We start from the raw sequence: 22797 nt of genomic DNA, 5'->3' as shown, positions 1-22797 counted from the left end.
TTTAATTGATTAGACTTTTTTACTTCCCAGCAAGTGCCGCTTTAACGAAGTCACGGATTAGTGGTTGTGGGCGAGTTGGGCGAGATGCAAATTCCGGATGGAATGATACGCATAGGAAGAATGGGTGATCTTCCAATTCGATGATTTCAACAAGTTGGTCATTCGGGCTTATACCAGAAAGCGTCATACCTGCCGCTTCGAATTGCTCACGATATTCATTATTAAATTCATAACGGTTACGGTGGCGTTCGTAAACTAACTCTTCGCCGTAAGCAGCACGTGCTTTCGTACCCTCACTTAATTTACATGGATAGACGCCTAAACGGAAATAATCTTCCGGATTGCCATTGCTTTCAGGCGGACTCTCTATAATTTGATTGATTGTCTCTTTATCAAATTCAGCTGAATGGGCATTTTCGAGACTCATAACATTACGTGCAAATTCGACTGCAGCTAACTGCATGCCTAAGCCGATTCCGAAAAACGGCACGCCGTTTGTACGTGCATATGTGATTGCTTCAATTTTACCATCGATACCACGGCTTCCAAAACCAGCTGGCACGAGGATTCCATCAACATCCGATAATAATTCAGCTGCATTCTGTGCAGTCACTTCTTCCGAAGATATCCACTTTATTTCGATGTCTGTGTCGAAACCGTAACCTGCGTGACGGAGTGCTTCAACCGCAGAGATATAAGCATCTTGCATTTCGACATACTTCCCGACAAGTCCGATACGCACTTTTTTCGACAGCGATTTCACTTGGTTTACCAGTGCTTTTATCTCCGTCATATCCGGTTCTATTGTATCAATTTCTAGGAAATCTACGACGATTTTATCCATATTTTGTTCATGCAATCTTAACGGCACTTCGTATAGTGTCTCTGCATCAAGCGCTTCGATCACTTCTTCCGGTTTAATATTACTGAACAATGCAATCTTATCTTTCATCTCTTGCGGTACTGGATATTCACTACGTAAGACGATCATATTTGGCTGAATACCAAGGCTACGAAGTTCCTTCACACTATGCTGTGTAGGTTTCGTCTTCATTTCACCTGCTGCATGTAAGTAAGGAATCAATGTGTTATGGATATACATCACATCATTTTTCCCAAGTTCTGTTTTCATCTGACGAAGTGCTTCAAGGTATGGAAGGGATTCGATATCGCCGACACTACCACCAATTTCTGTAATGACGACGTCTGCATTTGTCTCTTTTCCAGCGCGTTTGATCAAGCTTTTAATTTCATTTGTAATGTGGGGGATAACCTGGACTGTCGCGCCATTATATTCGCCACGACGTTCTTTTTTCAGTACGGATGAATACACTTTTCCCATCGTAACATTCGAATACTTGTTCAATTTAATATCGATAAAACGTTCATAATGACCAAGGTCAAGATCCGTTTCTGCCCCGTCTTCTGTGACGAATACTTCACCATGTTGTAAAGGACTCATCATTCTTGGATCAAGGTTAATGTATGGATCGAATTTTTGCATTGTCACCTGTAGTCCTCGGCTTTTCAATAGTCGTCCAAGTGATGCTGCGTTGATTCCTTTACCAAGTGATGATACAACTCCACCGGTTACGAAAATATATTTTGTCATGTCAAACTCCTCCATTCATGTATTTAATTTGCTCAATCCGAAATTTCCTACTTCTTATAGATAGTAGGATGCACGCTAAGTAATCATTTAACTCGGTCTGTTTTAGACCTTAGATGAATCAGGTTAGCCTCTGGCATAATTGGTAAAAAATTAAAAAGCGCCCCGTCTGTAGAGTATCTCTACAGGAGGAGCGCATATGCACTGTTTCTTGTGTCCTTTTTAAGGAGCCCAGTAAAATCTTATAGTTTTGGGGACATGAAGTCAAGTACTTATTCTTCGAGTTCTTCCTCGTCTTCTTCTTCATCTTCGTCCTCTTCGTCAAGCTCTAAATCCTCGTCGTCCGGAATAATTTCAAGGTCATCATCGGATTCAAGTAGATCGACTTCGATTTCGACGATTTCTTCTTCCTCTTCCTCTTCGTCGTCATCCTCTTCATCGATAAGTTCATCGAACTCTTCATCGAACAGCTCGTCCTCGTCATCATCTTCTACATCGTCGTCTTCATCATCGTCATCCAGTGCCGCTTTTTTCTTTTTCTTCTTGCGGACTTTAACGACTGGTGCCGTTTCTTCTTCAATCTGATCGACTGGGTACCATTCACGAAGGCCCCAACGGTTGTCATTGATAGCAAGGAATCTGCCATCGATGTTCATGTCCGTATAGAATTGCTGCAATTTTTCCTTCATCTTCTTTTCAGTCATCCCTGTAAGCTTACGGATTTCATCCATTAGCTGCTGTAGGGTAAGTGCTTCATGTGTTTCAGTCAAAATCGCATAAGCGATATTAATCATCGATTCTTCCGATAGTTGTTCTTTTGTCATTTCACGGATATTCAATAGACGCACGTCCTTTCTCTGAACATAAACATACATACCATTATATACAATGAAGCCTGTAATATGCTACATTCTTTTACTCTTTCTTAAGCTTTGGATCTCTTTTATGGTAATCCAGCACAAATAAATAGCTGCCAATAGGAAAGGAATGGCACCTAAGCCATCATCATAAAGAAAATAAACAAGGAGGATAAAAATTGTAATCATGATGATGTGCTTCGATCGTTTCATACAACCCCTCCTTTTTCCCCATTACCTTAATAGTATAAAAAATGATGCCGAACTATGTCACGTTTTTCGATTTATTTTTTGAAAGTATTTTACATTCATTATATCGCAATGAAGTGCTCACGAGGGCATAGCAACACAAAATATTTTTTTAAGTACCTACGCACAATTTATGTAGCTGTTTATATGTTCCACCACGTTTATCGATTAACCATTTTTTTCGCATAAAATACTGGCGAGAAGGGCTTGGAAACCTCTATTTTCACTGGACCATTTCCGGTCAGCTTGCGACAATTTAATTGTGACAGATTTACCGAGGAGCGGTGTGGCTAGTGTTTGATCAAATTATGCACTAGTTGCAATCAATAGACGTGATATTCCACAATCTAGAAAATCACAAAAGCCGCGAGGAGTTGGCTATCCTCGCGGCTGAGTTTCTTGTATAGGCAGGCGCCCTACGCTTTTGGTATTACATATTTCTTCTATACTGTCCGCCGACTTCGTAGAGGGCGTTTGTTATTTGACCAAGGCTTGCGACTTTCACTGTTTCCATTAATTCAGCAAAGATGTTACCGCCGGAAACCGCTGCTGCTGTTAATTTCTTTAGCGCTTCTTCTGTTTGACCGGCATGTGTGGACTGGAATGCACGCAAATTAGTAATTTGCGTTTCTTTCTCTTGTTGCGTTGCACGTGCAAGTTCCATGTTATCAATGTCTTCCGCAGACGGTGGATTTGGATTCAAATACGTATTGACGCCAATAATCGGCAGTTCTCCCGTATGTTTCAACATTTCGTAATGCATGGATTCTTCTTGAATTTTACCACGTTGGTACTGCGTTTCCATCGATCCAAGCACGCCGCCACGGTCATTTAAACGGTCGAATTCCTGGAGAACCGATTCTTCGACAAGATCTGTTAGTTCTTCGATGATAAATGTCCCTTGAAGCGGGTTTTCGTTTTTCGCAAGACCAAGCTCTTTTGTAATAATCATTTGGATAGCCATTGCCCGACGGACAGATTCCTCCGTTGGCGTCGTGATAGCTTCGTCGTAGGCGTTTGTATGGAGTGAGTTACAGTTATCCTGTAACGCCATCAGCGCCTGCAATGTTGTGCGAATATCGTTAAAATCAATTTCCTGTGCGTGCAAGCTACGCCCCGACGTTTGCACATGATACTTTAACTTTTGGCTCCGTTCGTTGGCACCATATTTATCACGCATGGTCACTGCCCAAATACGGCGAGCGACCCTTCCGATAACCGTATATTCTGGATCCAGACCGTTCGAGAAGAAGAACGATAAGTTCGGTGCGAAATCATCGATATTCATGCCACGGCTCAAATAATACTCAATATAGGTGAAGCCGTTTGCCAGTGTAAAAGCAAGCTGTGATATCGGATTCGCGCCCGCTTCGGCGATATGGTAACCCGATATCGATACGGAATAGTAATTGCGGACTTTTTGGTCGATGAAGTACTGTTGAATATCCCCCATCATACGGAGTGCAAATTCTGTCGAGAAAATGCAGGTGTTTTGCCCCTGGTCTTCTTTCAAAATATCCGCCTGAACCGTACCACGTACAACCTGAAGTGTCGCCGTACGCACTTCCACAAACTCTTCCATTGTCAGTGTACGTCCTAACTTCTCCTCTTGGATGCGAACTTGTTGATCTATTGCGGTGTTCATGAACATCGCAAGAATAATTGGAGCCGGACCATTAATGGTCATCGATACTGACGTTGATGGCGCACACAAATCGAAGCCATCATACAGCTTTTTCATATCTTCAAGCGTACAAATGCTGACGCCCGACTCGCCTACTTTTCCATAAATGTCTGGGCGCTCATTCGGATCCTCCCCATATAAGGTTACGGAGTCGAATGCCGTCGATAACCGTTTAGCGTCATCATCTTTCGACAGATAGTGGAAGCGGCGGTTCGTCCGTTCTGGTGTTCCTTCACCCGCAAATTGACGCTTCGGATCTTCCCCTTCACGTTTGAACGGGAAAACGCCAGCCGTATACGGATACGAGCCCGGTACATTTTCTTTATAGACCCAGCGCAAGATTTCCCCATAATCTTTGAATCTTGGTAGTGACACTTTCGGGATTTTCAAGCCTGAAAGACTAGTTGACGTTAATGCGGTCCGCAATTCTTTATCTCGGACTTTTGTGATGAATTCATCACCTGCATAGGCTTCTTTCAACTGTTCCCAATTCGCTAGGATGCGTTTCGATTCTGCCGTCATTTCTTCACGGACACCATCCACGAGCGATTGAAGAGATGCAGTTAACACATCATCCGGCGCTTTTTCATTGACGGCTTCAATGGCACCTTCCAGTTGGAATAGACGACGCGCAAGATTGACCTGCTGTTCAGACTTTTTATGATAATCGCGCACGGTACTCGCAATTTCGCGTAAGTAATGATGGCGGTCATTTGGAATAATCACGTTTTGTTTTTGTGTTTTGATGAATTGTCCATAAGACGTTTCCCAGTCCAATCCACATTTTTCATTCAATACGGTAACGAGTGCAGCGAATAATGCATTCGTTCCTTTGTCGTTGAATTGGCTGGCGATTGTGCCATAGACCGGCATGTCGCTTAGCTCTTTATCCCATAGGAGATGACTGCGCTGATATTGCTTTTGCACTTGACGAAGCGCGTCTTCAGAACCTTTTCGTTCGAATTTATTGATGACAATCAAGTCAGCGAAGTCGATCATATCAATTTTCTCAAGTTGTGTTGGCGCACCAAATTCACTGGTCATGACGTACATCGAAGCATCGGACACTTCCGTAATTTCTGCGTCCCCCTGCCCTATACCACTTGTTTCAACGATGATTAAATCAAAACCGACTGTTTTCACGATATCAAGTACATCTTTAATCGCACCGGAAAGTTCAGACCTGGAACCACGAGTTGCGAGGCTACGCATGAAGACACGATGGTTGAAAATGGCATTCATTCGAATGCGGTCGCCAAGTAATGCGCCACCGGTTTTTTGCTTTGTCGGATCGATAGACAAAATCGCTACTTTTTTATCCGGAAGTTCCCGCAAAAATCTTCTGATTAATTCATCCGTTAGCGAGCTCTTCCCAGCACCACCCGTACCTGTAATTCCAAGAACCGGTGTATGTTTAGAAAGCGTACGCGCTTTCGCAATGAACGCCTTTGCCACGGCATCATCTTGATCGTACATTTCTTCCGCATACGTGATGAGATTGGCGAGCACTTCTGGCGATTCCGGCGTCGCTTTTTCCAGATTACCCAGTTCATCGTCAACCGCTGTTAGAAAGTCACATTCTTCTAGCATGCGATTGATCATACCTTGAAGCCCCATTTTACGGCCATCTTCAGGTGAGAAAATCCAGGCTATGCCGTGATCATGTAGTTGTTTGATTTCCTTCGGAATAATCACACCGCCACCGCCACCGTAAATCCGGATGTGGGGAGCCCCTTTTTCCTGTAGTAAATCATACATATACTTAAAATATTCGACGTGACCGCCTTGGTAAGAAGAAATGGCAATCCCCTGCACGTCTTCTTGGATCGCTGCATTGACTACTTCCTCAACGGAACGATTATGTCCTAAATGGATGACTTCTGCACCACTAGACTGCAAGATACGACGCATAATATTGATGGATGCGTCATGACCATCAAAAAGACTTGATGCCGTGACGAACCGGATATGATGGTTCGGTTTGTAAATTTCAACTGTCGCCATATTTGGAACACCCCTTTGTTTGCACCTTACTTATTCCCCTACTATCCCTCTGAATAACTGATCCGTTTGCACACGGATATACTCTTCGATCGTGTAATTTTTATGCAATGCCCATCTGCGGAAAGCCCACATCTGTCCTTGTACAACAATGTGATGGGCTGCTATGCCGATGTCTGCTGGCGCTATGCGTAACTCTTCTGTTTTCGCACAGGCCTGCAACAGACTTTCGAACAGGGCAACCATTTCCATTTCTTTTTTCAGGACGTATTGTAATGCGTCTTTTGGTAATGATTTTGATTCCTGATACATCACAAGAAATTCATCAGACATATCATCAATCAAATGGAAGTATTGGCTGATCGCAATCCGTAATCCGTCTATCGTCCCTTCCTGTTTAGGAAGAGATGATAGGCGGCTGAGCACTTCATTGTAAATACTGTCACAGACAAGGTAGAGTACGTCTTCCTTTGTCCGAATATATTCGTAGAGTGTGCCAATGCTAAAGCCAGCTTCTTTGGCAATCTCACGGGTTGTTGCGCGATGAAACCCTTTTTCCTTGAACAGTTTTACTGCTCCTTGAATCATCTGCTCACGTCGTTTTTCGATCAGCACCGCGTCTTTAACAGACGACTTTACATTGTGTGTTTTTTCCATCCTGCACCCCCGATTATTTTGTAAGCATACGGGAGATAACGAGACGTTGAATTTCCTGCGTCCCTTCGTAAATCTGCGTAATTTTTGCATCACGCATGAAACGTTCAACCGGATAGTCTTTCGTATAGCCGTAGCCACCGAATACTTGAACAGCATCCGTTGTCACTTTCATCGCCGTATCTCCGGCCATTAGTTTTGCCATCGCAGACTCTTTGCCATATGGTAAATTGTTTGATTCAAGCCAAGCTGCTTGGTATGTCAGTAATCTGGATGCTTCCGTCGCTGTCGCCATATCCGCTAGCTTGAAGCCAATTCCTTGATTGGCAGCGATTGGTTTACCGAACTGCACACGTTCTTTCGCGTAGTCGACAGATGCGTCAAGTGCGCCTTGTGCGATACCGACCGCTTGTGCAGCGATGCCGTTACGTCCGCCGTCTAGTGTTTTCATCGCGATGATAAAGCCATCTCCTTCTTCCCCAAGAAGGTTTTCTTTTGGTACGCGGCAGTTGTCGAACATAATTTCAGTTGTCGGTGATGAACGAATGCCCAGTTTCTTCTCTTTTTTCCCGACAGAGAAACCTGGGAAATCTTTTTCAACGATGAATGCGCTTGTGCCTTTATGTTTCGATTCTGGGTCCGTTACTGCAAAAACGATATACGTATCTGCAATTCCCCCATTTGTAATAAAGATTTTCGAGCCATTTAAAACGTAATCGTCCCCGTCTACTTTTGCTGTCGTACGCATCCCGCCTGCATCAGAGCCTGAACCAGGTTCCGTTAAGCCGTATGCACCAATCTTCGTACCTTCCGCCATTGGACGAAGATACTTCTGTTTTTGTTCTTCTGTTCCAAATTTAAACACCGGCCAACCTGCCAATGATGTGTGTGCAGAAAGTGTAACACCTGTTGACGCACACACGCGCGACAGCTCCTCTACCGCGATACAATAGGCAAGATAGTCACTACCAATTCCACCATACTCTTCCGGCCAAGGAATCCCCGTTAGGCCAAGTTCGGCCATTTTTTTGAAAATATCCATATCAAAACGCTCTTCTTCATCGCGTTCTGCTGCAGTTGGTGCTACTTCGTTTTCTGCAAAATCACGTACCATTTTACGAATCATTTCATGTTCTTCAGATAGTTTAAAATTCATGTCATTTCCCCCTTGGATAGCGCCCTCGCCCATTATAGTATAAGTCTACATTTATTTAATCTAATTATGTTGAACTTATGATTCTCGCTTGATCTCCAGCGAAGGCGCCTTACTGGGGTAGCCGAAGCAATAAGACTTAGGAGGGATGCAGTTCAATCCCTCCCCACTAGTGGTTTTCTAGCAGGCTTATCGCGGGAGGCATCCCGAAGCGCCAAGCGTTGTAGATAGGATTCTTTCATTCAACATATATAGTAGATACATCTACGTTATTTCATCAAATGCTTACTAATCACAATGCGTTGAATCTCGCTCGTACCTTCGTAAATTTCAGTTACTTTGGCATCGCGGAAGTAACGCTCAACTGGATAATCTTCTGTATAACCGTAACCCCCAAATACTTGAACCGCTTCAATCGAACCTTCGACCGCGGCTTTCGATGCAAATAGTTTTGCCATTGATGCTTCTTTTCCACAAGGCAACCCTTCCGCACGCAGTTGTGCAGCACGGTAAACTAGCAATCTCGCCGCTTCGACCGCAGTTGCCATATCCGCCAATTTGAACCCTACACCCTGTTGGGCTGCAATCGGCTTACCGAACTGGACACGTTCCTTTGCGTAATCCGTCGACGCTTCGAGAGACGCTTCTGCAATCCCAAGTGCTTGTGCAGCAATACCGATGCGACCTACATCTAGGTTGGCCATTGCAATTTTAAAGCCTTCGTTCTCTACGCCCAGAAGATTTTCAGCAGGCACTTGCATGTTATCAAAAGATAGCTCGACTGTCCGAGAACCGTGAAGCCCCATCTTCCGCTCATCTTTCCCGATGATTAAACCTGGCGTATCCTTATCGACAATAAATGCCGAAATTCCGTAAGTCCCTTTCGAAGGGTCTGTAGATGCGAAAACGATATAGACATCGGCTTCCCCGCCATTTGTGATGAACATCTTAGAACCGTTAAGTACATAGTGTTCCTCTTTTTTCACAGCACGCGTTTTTAGCGAACCTGCATCTGATCCAGAGGATGCTTCTGTCAGACAGAATGCACCCAGGTATTCACCACTTGCTAACTTCGGCAAATAGCGATCTTTTTGCTCATCGTTACCGAAATACATAATCGGATTCGTTCCAACTGAAGTATGAACTGAAAGAATAACGCCAACAACTGCACTTACCTTCGACAGTTCATGAATTGCGCTAATATACGATACAAAGTCCATTCCTGAACCACCGTACTTTTCTGGAACCGTAATACCCATCAAACCAAGTTGACCCATTTTCTTCAACACTTCACGCGGAAATTTCCCCGCTTCCATTTGTGGGATAAAGGGCTCGATTTCTGCCTTTGCAAAGTTACGTACCATCTCACGCATCATCTGCTGTTCTTCGGTGAATGTTAAGTTCATATCATACAATCTCCTTTAGTCGTAAACATAAAAGCCACGACCAGATTTCTTACCTAACCAACCTGCTTTAACATATTTTCTAAGCAATGGACATGGACGATATTTAGAATCGCCGAATCCTTCATGTAACGTTTCCATGATATACAAACATGTATCTAGTCCGATAAAGTCAGCAAGCTGTAGTGGCCCCATTGGGTGATTCATGCCCAGTTTCATCACATCATCAATCGCTTCAATTGATGCTACACCTTCATAAAGCGTATAGATGGCTTCGTTAATCATTGGCATCAGTATGCGATTCGCAACGAAACCTGGAAAGTCGTTTACTTCGACTGGTGTTTTGGACAATTTCACAGTCATATCCTCAACTGCTTTATAGACGTCATCAGCCGTTGCAAGGCCCCTGATGATTTCAACCAGTTTCATAACAGGCACTGGATTCATGAAGTGCATACCAATTACTTTCTCTGGACGGCTTGTTGCCGCTGCGATTTCCGTGATAGGAAGTGAGGATGTATTAGATGCAAGAATGGCATGCGCCGGTGCGATTCCATCGAGTTGTGCGAAAATCGACCGTTTTATGTCCATATTTTCAACTGCGGCTTCAATGACAATGTCAACGTCTGATGCATCTTGCAAATCAAGTGATTTCGTTATACGACCGAGAACAGTTGATTTTTCATCTTCCGTCATGCGACCTTTTTCAACGTTACGGGAAAGGTTTTTCGCAATAACCGCGAGTCCTTTGACAAAGGATTCTTCTTTAATATCATTCAGTTTCACATCGAATCCAGCCTGTGCGCATACTTGAGCGATGCCTCCACCCATTTGTCCCGCTCCGATAACCATTACTTTTTGAATGTCCATTATGTCGACTCCTCCAACTCTATTCCGATTTCGGTACTTCAATCATAATCGCGTCGCCTTGGCCTCCACCTGAACAAATGGATGCAATGCCAATGCCGCCTCCGCGTCGTTTCAATTCATAGGCCAATGTCAAAATGATACGTGCTCCACTTGCGCCAATCGGGTGTCCAAGTGCAACTGCTCCGCCATTGACGTTGACTTTTTCTGCATCCAGCCCCGCAATTTGCGAACTAGCAAGCGCTACCGCCGCAAATGCCTCATTTATTTCAAACAGATCGATGTCTTCTAGTTTCTTGCCCGTCTTCTTCAATAGTTCGTTAATGACAAGTCCCGGTGTTTGCGGGAAGTTTTGTGGTTCAATCGCCACTTCGGCATGGCCGATGATGATCGCTAATGGCGTTTTGCCTTCTTGTTGTGCACGTTGTTCATTCATTAACACTAACGCACACGCACCGTCATTGACGCCTGGCGCGTTGCCGGCTGTAATACTGCCCTCTTTGCCAAATGCCGGACGTAGTCTTGCCAGTGATTCGAGTGATGTATCGCGGCGAGGCGCTTCGTCTGTATCGACTTTTACCGAATCGCCTTTGCGCTGCGGGATGTCGACTGCAATGATTTCTTCTGCGAACAAGCCGTTATCAATGGCTTGAAGTGCACGTTCATGACTGCGAAGTGACCATTCATCCTGCCCTTCGCGTGACAATGCAAATTCCTCTGCTGTCGAGTTACCATAAGTCCCCATATGGACCCGGTCCGGTGAGAATGAGCAAGACAGTCCATCGTAGATCATGCCATCGACAAGTTGCGTGTCGCCCATTTTCAAGCCGAAACGCCCTTTCGGCAAATAGTACGGTGCGTTTGACATCGATTCCATACCACCTGCAACGATAACCTCTTCGTCTCCAAGGCGGATCAGCTGATCTCCCAGTGTGACGCTGCGCATACCTGATGCACATACTTTGTTAATGGTTTCCGTTTTCACAGACCACGGCAGTCCTGCTTTCGTCGCTGCTTGCCTGGATGGAATTTGCCCTTGAGCTGCCTGCAATACCGTACCGATGATGACTTCATCGACGTCAGCTTGTTCAACGCCCGCACGGTTCAATGCTTCTTTTATAGCAATTCCGCCAAGATCGCTTGCCGTTAGGGATTGTAATGCACCGCCTAATTTTGCAAAAGGTGTCCGTGCTCCGTCTAGTATGACTGTTCTTGTCATTGGATCGCCTCCGAGTTCGTTTTGGTAACGCTTTCATAAACAACAATAAGTGATTCCTCTACTTAGTATATTTGACTGTTTCGACGTTTGACTGAACGCTCGCTCAGTAGGAAATTAAGAAAATAGGGAGTGCGCGGACTCCCATTTCCTCAATTCTACGATAATACTGATAGTTCTGCAATGATTTATTCCAAGAAGATTCCAGCTACTGTCATCGGATGTCTGGTGTTCCCTTGGTATAGGGCGCACGGTGGTTTATTGTAAAACTGGTTCTTCTTCCGTCTCTTCAACAGCCTGTGCATTTTCACCGAAAATGGACCGTTCGAGCAGTTCAGCAATGTCGTATGTGCCTACTTTGTCTTCTACTTCGACAGCTTTCGTTCCGTCAGATAACATCGTCAAGCAATATGGACAACCGGAAGAGATAATCCCCGGACTTACTTCAAGCGCTTGTTCCGTCCGTGCGACGTTGATGCGATGACCTGTGTCTTCTTCCATCCACATGAGTCCCCCACCTGCGCCACAACACATACCTTCTTCACGATTACGTTTCATTTCAACCAGATTGACACCCGGAATCGCCTTGAGAATTTCACGCGGCGGATCGTAGACATCGTTGTATCTGCCCAAATAGCATGAATCGTGGAACGTGATGGTTTCATTAATTGGATATTGCGGTTTTAATTTCCCTTGGACAACAAGTTCGTACAGTAATTCCGTATGGTGAATGACTTCAGCCTTAAATCCAAAGTCTGGGTATTCATTTTTAAAGATATTATATGCATGCGGGTCAATCGTGATAATTTTTGTAACGCCCGCTTTTTCAAATTCCTCAATATTCCCTGTCGCCAATTCTTGGAATAAAAACTCATTCCCCAAACGACGTGGTGTGTCGCCAGAGTTCTTTTCCTTATTACCCAGAATGGCGAACTTGATGCCTGCTTCGTTCATGAGATGTACAAAGGCATGCGCAATTTTTTGTGAACGATTATCGAACGCACCCATCGAGCCAACCCAGAAGAGGTACTCGAATTCTTCGTCCGCTTTTTTCAGTTCTTTCACCGTTGGAATGTGAAGGTCTGGACGTGCATCGCGCCATTTTTCCTTCTCTTTGCGGTTCAGCCCCCATGGATTCCCTTGACGCTCGATATTTGTCATCGCACGTTGTGCATCAGGATCCATTTTCCCTTCTGTCATGACAAGATAACGACGAAGGTCAATGATTTTGTCAACGTGTTCGTTCATAACTGGACATTGGTCTTCACAGTTACGGCAAGTCGTACACGCCCAGATTTCCTCTTCCGTAATGACATCACCAATAAGAGATGGGTTGTAAATATCATCCATCGTTGCGCCTTCAAGTCCAGCTGCTAGGGCAATCTGATTACCTTTCGAACTGTTGAACGCAAACGTTGGCACCCACGGTTTTTGTTTCGTAACAAGTGCCCCATGATTCGTTAAGTTATCACGTAATTTTGTAATGAGATCCATCGGAGACAGCATTTTCCCAGTTCCCGATGCCGGACACATATTCGTACAGCGACCGCACTCTACACAAGCGTAGAAGTCGATCATTTGCGCCTGCGTGAAATCAGTGATTTTGCCCACTCCAAGTGCTGGCATGTCGTCTTCATTTTCAGCTTCTTCAAGCGCTTCGAAATCGATTGCTTTCAGCTTGCCCGCGTTATCCAGTCGGTGGAAATAGACATTGGCTGGCCCTGCGATTAAATGCGCGTGCTTGGATTGTGGTACATAGACAAGGAACGTGAGTAAAATTAATAGATGGATCCACCACCCAATATAAAAAACAACTGCGGCAGCCGTCGGTGGCATGAAGCCGAAAATCGTAGCAATGGATGACGCAACTGGTTCTGCCCATGACGCTTCGTGACCATGCCAAATCATACCCATACCGTTAGCCAGCAGTGTTGACAGCATTAGACCACCGATGAAAATAAGAACGAGTCCTGATTTCCAGCCACGTTTCAAACGGACTAGTTTCTCAATGTAGCGGCGATAGAAAGCCCAAACAACTGCTACAAGAATCGTCAGTGCAACAATTTCTTGGAAAAATGTAAAGGCTGGATACACGGAACCGAATGGTAAATGTGATCCCGGTCTTAGTCCTTTCCAAATCAAGTCGATTGCTCCGAATTGGACCAGCAAGAATCCGTAGAAGAACATCAAATGGATAGTTCCACTTTTCTTATCCTTCAATAATTTCTTCTGTCCAAAAACATACACCCATATTTTCCGGAGACGTTCTTTAACGTTATGATCGAATTCTTCTTTTCTTCCCAGTTTGATAAATTGAATCCTAGTTTTTATTAAATATGTGAACAGTGCTAAACCGTATGCCGTCACTGCGAGAAACAAAATCCAGTTGACGATAAGCAATGGGTTCATTTGTCCTCTCCCCTTCCCCTTTGTTTACATCGTGGTGATCGTGTTGCGGAAAACATGTTAATGCATTATGTACTAGTTTAAAATATGAGTGAGCGTTCAGTCAATAACACTTTTTAAATGTTTAGAGATATTTGATAAGTTTAAGTGACTTGGTGGTAGATTGGCAAGCTTTTTTTGGATAGCGCTTACATACATTATGCTATTTACAGATACGCATCAAAGATTCCCTTCAAACACGCTGTGGCGCTATGGGTGGCCTCCCCCCTTTTAAGGCGCCTTCGCTCAGTTTATACACTGCTTTCGGAAAGCTCCCGCACACGAAACTATACTGGACAGAAACATAATCTAAAAAAACCTGCAATGACATCGCAGGTTTTAATTAATTATTTCTATTTTATTCAACATAGCACCAAAAAATGCCTCAGCTTCGGTTATTTTATCTGCTGGAATCGCAACCAAAACAACCGTTGCTGGACCTGCCGACTTCGTTTTTTCTAATACCGTTTCGACTTCTGCATTCTCTTCACCCGTCATTTTACGGACTTCTTGTAAAATCCCACTAGAGCCGATTGGCCAGAGGCGATGGATCATGCCACTCGCCCATGCATCTTTTAGTAATCGAAGAGAAGCAACTTCCCCCTTACGTTCTAGCACTTCATGACCGACAAGTGGTGTGCCATACGTAAACCAAGCCACTTCTTCAATCAACGGCGGCTTCTGCCTGTTTCCAATCATCGTAACAGCCATCGCCGATTGCACAAGTTCCATATTCGTTTCCGTGCTACCGCTAATCGCAGGTACCTCAAGCCCCACTTCGTGAAATACATCCGTCACGCCAGCCACATACTTTTCCCAACTCGCGTTGCCACTAAAATTGTGGATAAGTATGGTGACGGGTTCCGCATGACCCGCCCATTGTTCCAGCAGTGCAACACGCGCTGCGAAATAGGCGGTGACACGGTCTGGGACGGCAACCAGATCCCCGGGCTTTTCACCGATGCCACCCGAATTATCCGTTGTGACAATAAAGTCGTTGCCAATCTCGATGGCATTTCTCATCGTAAAGCTCCCATCCGTCCGGTCACTACTTGCTGAAGCGCAGGCAATACAACAGCCGCAACAATAGCATTTAGCACCGTCGCGACGAAAATCCCTTGCAATGCACCCAAGAAAAATGCCGGAGATACTAAGAAATAAAACGGCAGTGGTGCCAGCAATCCGTTGGCAATTACGAAAAATACCCACTTCATACGCTTATAACCCGCTCGGTGCATGCGTGCAAAAATAACGACAATGACCAACATTTCAAGTGCGATAATGATATGAAATGGTCCCATTGGAAATCCTCCGTACATAGCAGAGGCCAAGTGACCGAGCATCGATGCTATACCTGAAAATACAGGCGGTAAAAAAGCAGCCGATACAAGAGCTGGCACTGTATCGAGCGCAAGCGACCCCACCGCCGATGGTATTTTAATCAGGCCGCCAACAGCACACATTGCCACGAACAATGCTGTTAATGTCATTCTTTTCAATTGCATGTTTTAAGACTCCTTTTTCTTATCCGTTCTGAACACTTTTGCACTTCGGACATATTCGTTATCCGGTACGTTAACTCGGGCATTGGCGATGCGCGCTGCGACAAAAAGATAGTCCGAAAGCCTGTTCAAATAGCGCTGTACGACTGGAGAAACGTCCTCTTCTGCTTTCATTAGCGTCACCGTCTGGCGTTCTGCGCGTCTAGCAACAGTCCGTGCAATATGGAGTGTTGCAGCAGCCGGCGATCCACCCGGTAAAATAAAGCGTTCTAGCGGTGGTGCTTCATCCATCAATTCATCGATACGCTGTTCCAATACTTCAATCGGCTCATCAGCTAATTTATAATGCCGCTCTTTCATTACATTTGCGAGATCGCCACCACCATCGAATAATTCATTTTGGATAGCTTCTAGATCTTTTAAGATATCGGCAAAAATAGCCACATCGAGCTCCGTCATTGCCTTCCCAACGAATGAATTCAATTCGTCCATCGTGCCATACGCCTCGACTCGTAAACTATCCTTATCCACACGTCCGCCTATTAAACTCGTTTTCCCCTTATCTCCTGTGCGTGTGTAAATTTTCATTATACCTCTCCCCTTTTCTTTAAAGTTTGTGCAAGGCCATACCAAATCCGTGTCACTTCATCCGCTTCCGCTATTAACCGCTGATAGAGCCGCCCGCAAGTATCCCGTAACTTGCGTTGCTGTGCATCAATCGGCACAATTCCTCGCCCGATATCCGTTACAATAACAATCGTATCCTGACCTTCTACCGTTTCTATCACATAGTCAATGGCTTCTGCTTCCGATAAATCTGTTTCTCCAAGCCATTTTTCAATTTCCGTAAATACCATTACCCTAGGAATTTCTGAAACGCATGTATACTGGGTACCCATACAATTCCACTGCACTTCCTGTCCCTTTACCATCATTCTCACATAGTCTCGTTTGCCGTTATAGGCACCGCCGATAATGACGTGCATCGCTGCCCCTCCTTGAACGCTTGCTCACTTGGCCATTCTAGCCGATATCCTGAACCATGCGGAATATCCCATGACCAAAATGCTTTTTCCACAGGGGAAAATCTCGTCAGGATTAGCCGAATGGGTCCACCATGTGTCACGATCACTGCACCATTGGAAACTCGCTTTAATGCGGATAAGACGCGCTTCTCAAGTGCTATCAAACTTTCCCCGCCGCGTGGTGCATAGGTATACGGATCATCAATCCATTGTCGGTAGTCCTTTTCCTTTTCAAGGTCCGCATAGGTTTTTCCTTCAAAGTCTCCAAAATGACATTCACGCCAGTCCGAATCAGCATGATACTTTGCATCTGGAAAATACAGTGCTGCGGTCTGTCGAGCACGGACTAAGTCACTGCCATACACAAATCGTGCATCGTGCTGACAGTTCGTTGCAGTTGCCACAATTGGTTCATCCGTCCAGCCAATGTACTTGCGCTCTTGATTTCCAGCAGTTGGCAGATGACGAATTATAGTAAGCACAAAACGGTCATCCATAACAGCACCTCCGTTCCTTCGATAAAGGCCCCACATAAGTCACCGCTAACGCCACCGAAATGTTTGAGTGACCATCTTCGAAAAACGAAAAGCGCTATCGCTAATACGACACTTAAACCGACTGGAATCCAAATACTATTCATCCACCAACCCACAGCTATCAACACCAACACACTGCTTGCTAATGAACAACCCATTACCACATTCCCCGCCATCTTCTCCTTAAAGAAATGGGCAATTCCTTTCTCTTTGGCAAGACGAGTCGTCGAAAAATAAACGTTCAACCCCGCTCGTGCTAAGAAAGGGATGGCGATAAACAATGCCATACTTCCCGTCCCACGCAGTAGGATTTCATTGAACAAGGCGATTTTGACAACGATTAGCAACACGAGTGCCATCGTGCCAAATGCGCCAAGACGGGGGTCATCCAGTATTTCCAATCGCTTGGCACGATCTCGATAAGAAAAGAACGCGTCGCCTGTATCCGCCCAGCCGTCCAAGTGCAAGCCACCTGTTAGTACAATTCCCACCAATAAGATAACTACCGATGCAAGGAGCGTACTCACGTTGACCACATCCAGCATCAAGAGTGATACCGCGTACATCGCGAACCCAATTGCCGCTCCAACAAAAGGGAGCGCCACATACATCGTCGTCACTTCTTTTCGACCAAGCGGCAATTCTTTGTTAATCGGAACTGCTGTGAAAAACTGTAGTGCCAACAACATACCGTTCATGTTATTCCCTCGGTTCCGACAGGATGGCTTTCAGCAACGGCCAGTTCAAATGGGCTTTGACATGGGCCGCCCATTCATCATAGATATCGACGCCATGCGGTGCACGCATAACTGGGCGATCCGCATCTTCCTCTTCAATGCCATGATTTCCTTTGTAAGGAATCACACCAACAACTGGGATTCCTGTATATGTTTCAATATATTCAACGCCTTCTTGGAATAAAGAGACGTCCCCATGAAATTTATTGATAATAATGGCTTTCACACGCTCACGGTGCGCAGCTGGAAGTAATTGCAACGTGCCAACAATCGAGGCAATCGCGCCGCCGCGGTCAATATCCGCGACCAATACAGCAGGCACATCCGCGATTTCTGCCACACGCATATTGACAATTTCCCGATCATTGAGGTTCACTTCTGCGGGACTTCCCGCGCCTTCAATAATCACCGTGTCATAGGTTTCTGCTAATTTACCGAGCGACGTCTGAATCGCTTCTATGCCCTGATTGAAAAACTGCTCCCGATACGCCATTCCCGCTACCGGCCCGAACTTCTTCCCGAAGAACAGTACTTCTGATTTCATCCTAGGCATTGGTTTCAGCAAAATGGGATTCATATAAATTGACGGAGTCGTTCTAGCCGCCAACGCTTGAATGAATTGTGCACGGCTCATTTCCTCGCCGCTGTCCGTTGTCGCGGAAAAGCCCGACATATTTTGTGATTTAAATGGCGTCACACGCGCGCCTTCATCGGATAATATGCGGCATAGCGCTGTACAAATCATCGTTTTCCCAGAATCTGATGCAGTGCCTAACACAATCAGTCCATTCATGCCGTTACCTCCCTTGTCCATTTTTCCAATAAGTCGCCATACCGTAGTCCATTTCTATCGCGGTATCCGCTGTCACGACAATCTGCTGATGAATATGCCCTATCCATTGCCTGTAGCGATTCGTTTCTTCATCGTTTGCCGGCAGCTCGTCCAACACTTCATTGGAGACGATCACAAGATGCGCAACTGTCTTGACTAGCTTATCGATTGTTTCGTAAAGTTTCAGCGCTTTTTGTTCCATACATCCTGGTTGGGCAATGCATGGCTTGCCAGTTTCCCAACCTTCGTATAACTCATTTGCCAGCCATGTTGTCAGGCAATCCCATAAGACATAGTCGCCTGGCTGAACGGTCGGCACGATTTCATCCAACTTAGTGGGCTGTTCCAATGTCAGCCAGTTTTGATGTGCACGGTCTTGCCGGTGTCTCTCAATACGCGCCTGCATTTCCGAATCCGTTGCCGTACCAGATGCGATATAAACCAAACGTCCACCGTAGCGCCCAGCCTCCTCAACGAGTAATCGTTCCGCATAAGCACTTTTCCCACTGCGAACACCGCCGCTTATGAACGTTAATTTTCCGCAAACCATCGCTTTAACTCCTCTTTCAGCACAGCCATCTCCGCCTCATTTTTCATACCGATTCTAAACCATTCGCCGTCCATTCCGCGAAAGTTCTCAGAATGACGAAGGACAATCCCCCGTCCCAATAAATCCCGATAGAACTTGGTGGCATCCAGATTTGCTCCCAACTTGAATGCCAAAAAGTTCGTCACAGAATTCGTAACCGTACAACCCCTCGCCATCAGAAATGCGGTGAACTGTTCACGTTGACGCTGACTATGCTGGATCGCCTGCTCGCAGAACGATTCTTCCAGCAAGCAAACCGCCCCAATCCGAGCAGCCAACCCGTTAACATTCCAATGAGGCGCAAGTATTTTAATGCCTTCGATAACAGCAGGACTTGCGACCATATAACCAAGCCTTATCCCTGGAATAGCATACATTTTGGTCATCGAGCGAACGACGATTACATGGGGATTTTCTTGGATGGTTGAAATGAATGATAGAGATTCATCAACAAAATCGATAAAGGCTTCGTCCAACACGATGTCACAGCCAACCTCGGCTCCGTAACGGATAATGTCATTCAAATCCTCGCGTGTGGGCATTATGCCCGTTGGATTGTTTGGCGTGCATAGGTAAAGAACAGCGGCCGATGCCATCTCTTGCCTAATTTCCTGTAAGGGTAACATGAATCCATTCATTTCCGATGCCACAACGCGGATAATCTCAACCTGTTTAGCTGTCAAAGTCGCTTCATACTCTGAAAACGTTGGATGGACCACAATCGCTCGTTTCCCCCGATACCGTTCCGCTACAAGTGCAAGCAGTTCCGCAGCCCCATTCCCCGCAAATAACAATGATTGCGGAATCCCATGAAAGTCGGCAACCGCAGACAAAAAGGGTTGTCCTTCCGGATCTGGATACGACCCGATTTCTGCCAACAAATCCGGCCACATCGCAATAACTGCTTGCGGAGGACCGGCAGGATTGACGTTTTCACTAAAATCCAACACACGCTGCGGCAAGTCGAGACCTACTTTTGCATAGACATGATGCGGATTTGCACCGTGCTCAGGCAACTGCATTCACGAACACTCCAATCACAGTCATGGCTAACCAAAAAACGAAGGCGACTGTATGCATTTGTTTAATCGTCAATTTAATATGTGTCGCTGTTAGTGGAACAGTTCCCGGACCAATCTCCGGTCGTTTAGATACTTTGCCACGATATGTACTTTCGCCGCCAAGTTGGATGCCCAGTTGCCAAGCCGTTGCCGCCTCCAAGAAACCACTATTGGGACTTGGATGTCGCCTGGCATCACGGTTCCAACCCGTAAACCGTTTCATCAAAGATAACTTCCCTTCATTCCATGTATACACAACAATGAGAAAGCCCGTAATTCGTGCCGGAATGAAATTCAACACATCATCTGCACGCGCAGAAAACTTCCCAAACTTTTCATAACGTTCATCTTTGTAACCAATCATTGAATCGAGCGTGTTAACCGTTTTGTATACCCACAAACCTGGTGCACCGAGTAAAAATGCCCAAAACAAAGGCGCCGTGATGCCATCCGATGTATTTTCAGACACCGTTTCGATTGCTCCGCGTGCAATGTCACTTTCTCCTAGTTTGTCTGTATCCCGACCCACAATCTCCGATAACTTCGTGCGCGCTTGCGGTACATCGCCCGCGACAAGTGGTTCGTACACACGCAGTGCCGCATCGCGTAAACTTTTCTGTGAGAGTCCAATGGCGACCAGAATCCCTTCAACAATAATACCAGCGAAGAGATGCATTTGATAAGCGTACGCAACGATGATAAAAACAATCAGGAAAACGATGCCAACGGTGATAAAAAGCGTAAATGCCCCTTTAGCCGTGCGGAATCGTCCTTTATTCAACACGGCGATCGATTTAGATATAAAGGTGCCAATCAAGCGAACTGGATGCGGCCAAGTCGGCGGATCTCCGATGATACGGTCCAGTAAAAATCCAATAGCAATCGCAACAAAATGTGCAGGAATCAAATCGTCCACCCTTTCGCTGTTTTATAGGCACGGATAGCCCGAATTGTGCAATCAAAGACGCCATGTCCAATCAATTTCCCAAGCGGCGTAATCGGTCCCGCATAGGGTAAGAATTGACCCTGTTGTGTTGCTGCGACAAGCAGGCTGTCCGTCGATGTCCCTGTCGCGATGGTGCCCGTCAATGGGTCTTTTATAGATTCGACCTGCAGCGCTTTGGTCTTCGCTTCCGTCGCCGTAATCATGGCTTGAATAAAGGCTTCGTCGGGTAATGTGCCGTTGACGATGATCCATGTATTGATGGTACCAATACGCTGTTCTCTGTCCCGGTGGAGCGCTTCCGACACATCGACCGCGTTGCCAACTCCTGCCGTCACCGCGATTAAAACCGAACCAAAATCCCCTTCGTACGTTTCAATTTCCACATGTTCCGTAGTCACCGCAGTCATCATACCTACCGTATCTGCCACATGAAACCCTTGTTGTTCCAAATAGCTAGCCATTTCTGTTTTGACATCATCGCAATGATAATTGGTATCGACATGACGATTGACGAATGCGCGATACCAGCCAGTGCCAGCATTATGTACAGCAGATGACATCGTTTTCAAAGGACCTGCCGTGCGTAAAGAAACGTAGTCCGATGACACCGTAAAATCATCGATGCCTACAGTGAACGGTATTATCTCCTCCTTTATATCAGGAAGAAGTGTGATTTGTGGCTTTGGTAGTTCAGGATGCGCTTGTGTTTTAACGCGCGCCTGATAGACATGTTCCACAATGCGCTCTTTCACAACCTCTTGCGGAGTTCCCATGGCCGCAATCTGTCCTTTTTCCATCACGAGCAAGCGGTCGCAATACAACGATGCCAAATTTATATCATGAAAGACCGATACGACGGTCAGCCCTTTATCGACCGCTTGCCTGCGAATAGTATCCATTAATTGTTGTTGGTGAGCGATGTCGAGATGGTTCGTTGGCTCATCTAACAACAAAATCGGCGCTTCTTGAGCAAGTGCTTGTGCTACGAAAACACGTTGCTGTTCCCCGCCTGATAACAATTCAATCGGCGTATCTGTATACCGCGTAATCGCTGTATGCTGCATCGCTTCATTGACCGCACGTTCATCCTCTACTGACCAAGAAGAAAAAAGCCCGGACTGGTGCGGATACCTACCGAGCGACACCGTTTCATGAACGGAATGCGAGAAAGCATGTGCATGGAGCTGCGGTAACACAGCTACTTTTCTAGCGAATTCTTTTTGCGAGTAAACCGTCACATGTTGCCCGTCAATCATGACAGAACCTTCCTGATTCGGAAGAATCCCCGAAATGAGCTTCAGTAGCGTTGATTTCCCGCTACCGTTTGGACCTAAAATGCCGAGTACTTCGCCTTTCTTGACATCGAATGTGATGGATTTCACGACAGGTTTCTTACCGTAACCACCCGTTAAGTTGTAAACTTGCAGCATA

Annotated in this window: 21 protein-coding genes; all 21 read right to left on the bottom strand. The window is 45.6% G+C overall.

Annotated elements, in window-relative coordinates; translation table 11 throughout:
- Nucleotides 1-19: 19 nt before the first annotated feature.
- Nucleotides 20-1612: a CTP synthase gene (locus tag ACIQ0H_RS07895; RefSeq protein WP_403413092.1), complete on the bottom strand. Its 1593-nt coding sequence runs from the start codon at nt 1610-1612 to the stop codon at nt 20-22.
- 269 nt (nt 1613-1881) lie between these two features.
- A complete protein-coding gene (gene rpoE / locus ACIQ0H_RS07890) occupies nt 1882-2433 on the bottom strand; it encodes a DNA-directed RNA polymerase subunit delta (RefSeq protein WP_403413091.1) in 552 nt (183 codons plus the stop codon).
- An 81-nt stretch (nt 2434-2514) separates the two neighbouring features.
- Entirely contained in the window at nt 2515-2679 is a 165-nt protein-coding gene (locus ACIQ0H_RS07885) for a hypothetical protein (RefSeq protein WP_403413089.1), read from the bottom strand.
- A 466-nt stretch (nt 2680-3145) separates the two neighbouring features.
- On the bottom strand, nt 3146-6403 hold the full coding sequence (icmF, locus tag ACIQ0H_RS07880; RefSeq protein WP_403413087.1) for a fused isobutyryl-CoA mutase/GTPase IcmF: 3258 nt from the start codon (nt 6401-6403) through the stop codon (nt 3146-3148).
- Between the two features lie 30 nt (nt 6404-6433).
- Nucleotides 6434-7057, bottom strand: coding sequence for a TetR/AcrR family transcriptional regulator (locus ACIQ0H_RS07875; protein ID WP_403413085.1), 624 nt, complete (start codon nt 7055-7057; stop codon nt 6434-6436).
- 13 nt (nt 7058-7070) lie between these two features.
- Entirely contained in the window at nt 7071-8210 is a 1140-nt protein-coding gene (locus tag ACIQ0H_RS07870; protein ID WP_403413083.1) for an acyl-CoA dehydrogenase, read from the bottom strand.
- A gap of 266 nt (nt 8211-8476) precedes the next feature.
- The gene (locus ACIQ0H_RS07865) at nt 8477-9613 is read right to left on the bottom strand and encodes an acyl-CoA dehydrogenase (protein ID WP_403413081.1); all 1137 of its coding nucleotides are present in this window, start codon (nt 9611-9613) and stop codon (nt 8477-8479) included.
- A 15-nt stretch (nt 9614-9628) separates the two neighbouring features.
- A complete protein-coding gene (locus ACIQ0H_RS07860; protein ID WP_403413079.1) occupies nt 9629-10480 on the bottom strand; it encodes a 3-hydroxybutyryl-CoA dehydrogenase in 852 nt (283 codons plus the stop codon).
- Nucleotides 10481-10499: 19 nt separating this feature from the next.
- Entirely contained in the window at nt 10500-11696 is a 1197-nt protein-coding gene (locus ACIQ0H_RS07855; RefSeq protein WP_403413077.1) for an acetyl-CoA C-acetyltransferase, read from the bottom strand.
- A 255-nt stretch (nt 11697-11951) separates the two neighbouring features.
- Nucleotides 11952-14102: a (Fe-S)-binding protein gene (locus ACIQ0H_RS07850; protein WP_403413075.1), complete on the bottom strand. Its 2151-nt coding sequence runs from the start codon at nt 14100-14102 to the stop codon at nt 11952-11954.
- Between the two features lie 375 nt (nt 14103-14477).
- The gene (locus ACIQ0H_RS07845; protein ID WP_403413073.1) at nt 14478-15161 is read right to left on the bottom strand and encodes a hypothetical protein; all 684 of its coding nucleotides are present in this window, start codon (nt 15159-15161) and stop codon (nt 14478-14480) included.
- The gene (locus ACIQ0H_RS07840) at nt 15158-15643 is read right to left on the bottom strand and encodes an ECF transporter S component (RefSeq protein WP_403413071.1); all 486 of its coding nucleotides are present in this window, start codon (nt 15641-15643) and stop codon (nt 15158-15160) included. Before ACIQ0H_RS07840 ends, ACIQ0H_RS07845 begins: the two co-directional genes overlap by 4 nt.
- A gap of 3 nt (nt 15644-15646) precedes the next feature.
- A complete protein-coding gene (locus tag ACIQ0H_RS07835) occupies nt 15647-16228 on the bottom strand; it encodes a cob(I)yrinic acid a,c-diamide adenosyltransferase (RefSeq protein WP_403413069.1) in 582 nt (193 codons plus the stop codon).
- Nucleotides 16228-16626, bottom strand: coding sequence for a bifunctional adenosylcobinamide kinase/adenosylcobinamide-phosphate guanylyltransferase (locus ACIQ0H_RS07830; RefSeq protein ID WP_403413067.1), 399 nt, complete (start codon nt 16624-16626; stop codon nt 16228-16230). The genes ACIQ0H_RS07835 and ACIQ0H_RS07830 overlap by 1 nt, the downstream gene beginning before the upstream one ends.
- Nucleotides 16578-17162, bottom strand: a complete 585-nt coding sequence (locus tag ACIQ0H_RS07825; protein WP_403413066.1) for a histidine phosphatase family protein — start codon at nt 17160-17162, stop codon at nt 16578-16580. Before ACIQ0H_RS07825 ends, ACIQ0H_RS07830 begins: the two co-directional genes overlap by 49 nt.
- The gene (gene cobS, locus ACIQ0H_RS07820) at nt 17135-17899 is read right to left on the bottom strand and encodes an adenosylcobinamide-GDP ribazoletransferase (protein ID WP_403413064.1); all 765 of its coding nucleotides are present in this window, start codon (nt 17897-17899) and stop codon (nt 17135-17137) included. Before cobS ends, ACIQ0H_RS07825 begins: the two co-directional genes overlap by 28 nt.
- Nucleotide 17900: 1 nt before the next feature.
- Complete coding sequence (locus ACIQ0H_RS07815) at nt 17901-18731, bottom strand: cobyric acid synthase (protein WP_403413063.1); 831 nt, start codon at nt 18729-18731, stop codon at nt 17901-17903.
- A gap of 4 nt (nt 18732-18735) precedes the next feature.
- Nucleotides 18736-19320, bottom strand: a complete 585-nt coding sequence (locus tag ACIQ0H_RS07810) for a bifunctional adenosylcobinamide kinase/adenosylcobinamide-phosphate guanylyltransferase (RefSeq protein WP_403413061.1) — start codon at nt 19318-19320, stop codon at nt 18736-18738.
- Nucleotides 19302-20381: a pyridoxal phosphate-dependent aminotransferase gene (locus tag ACIQ0H_RS07805; RefSeq protein WP_403413059.1), complete on the bottom strand. Its 1080-nt coding sequence runs from the start codon at nt 20379-20381 to the stop codon at nt 19302-19304. The genes ACIQ0H_RS07810 and ACIQ0H_RS07805 overlap by 19 nt, the downstream gene beginning before the upstream one ends.
- Nucleotides 20368-21324: an adenosylcobinamide-phosphate synthase CbiB gene (gene cbiB / locus ACIQ0H_RS07800; RefSeq protein WP_403413450.1), complete on the bottom strand. Its 957-nt coding sequence runs from the start codon at nt 21322-21324 to the stop codon at nt 20368-20370. The genes ACIQ0H_RS07805 and cbiB overlap by 14 nt, the downstream gene beginning before the upstream one ends.
- Nucleotides 21324-22796 carry an adenosylcobinamide amidohydrolase gene (locus tag ACIQ0H_RS07795; protein ID WP_403413058.1) on the bottom strand — a complete coding sequence of 491 codons (1473 nt, stop codon included), beginning with the start codon at nt 22794-22796 and terminating at the stop codon, nt 21324-21326. Before ACIQ0H_RS07795 ends, cbiB begins: the two co-directional genes overlap by 1 nt.
- Nucleotide 22797 lies beyond the last annotated feature (1 nt).

The sequence above is a fragment of the Sporosarcina sp. NPDC096371 genome, assembly GCF_044762865.1.
Classification (GTDB): Bacteria; Bacillota; Bacilli; order Bacillales_A; family Planococcaceae; genus Sporosarcina.
Note: the sequence above shows the minus strand (reverse complement) of the source record. Positions and strands in the feature narration are given on the sequence as shown.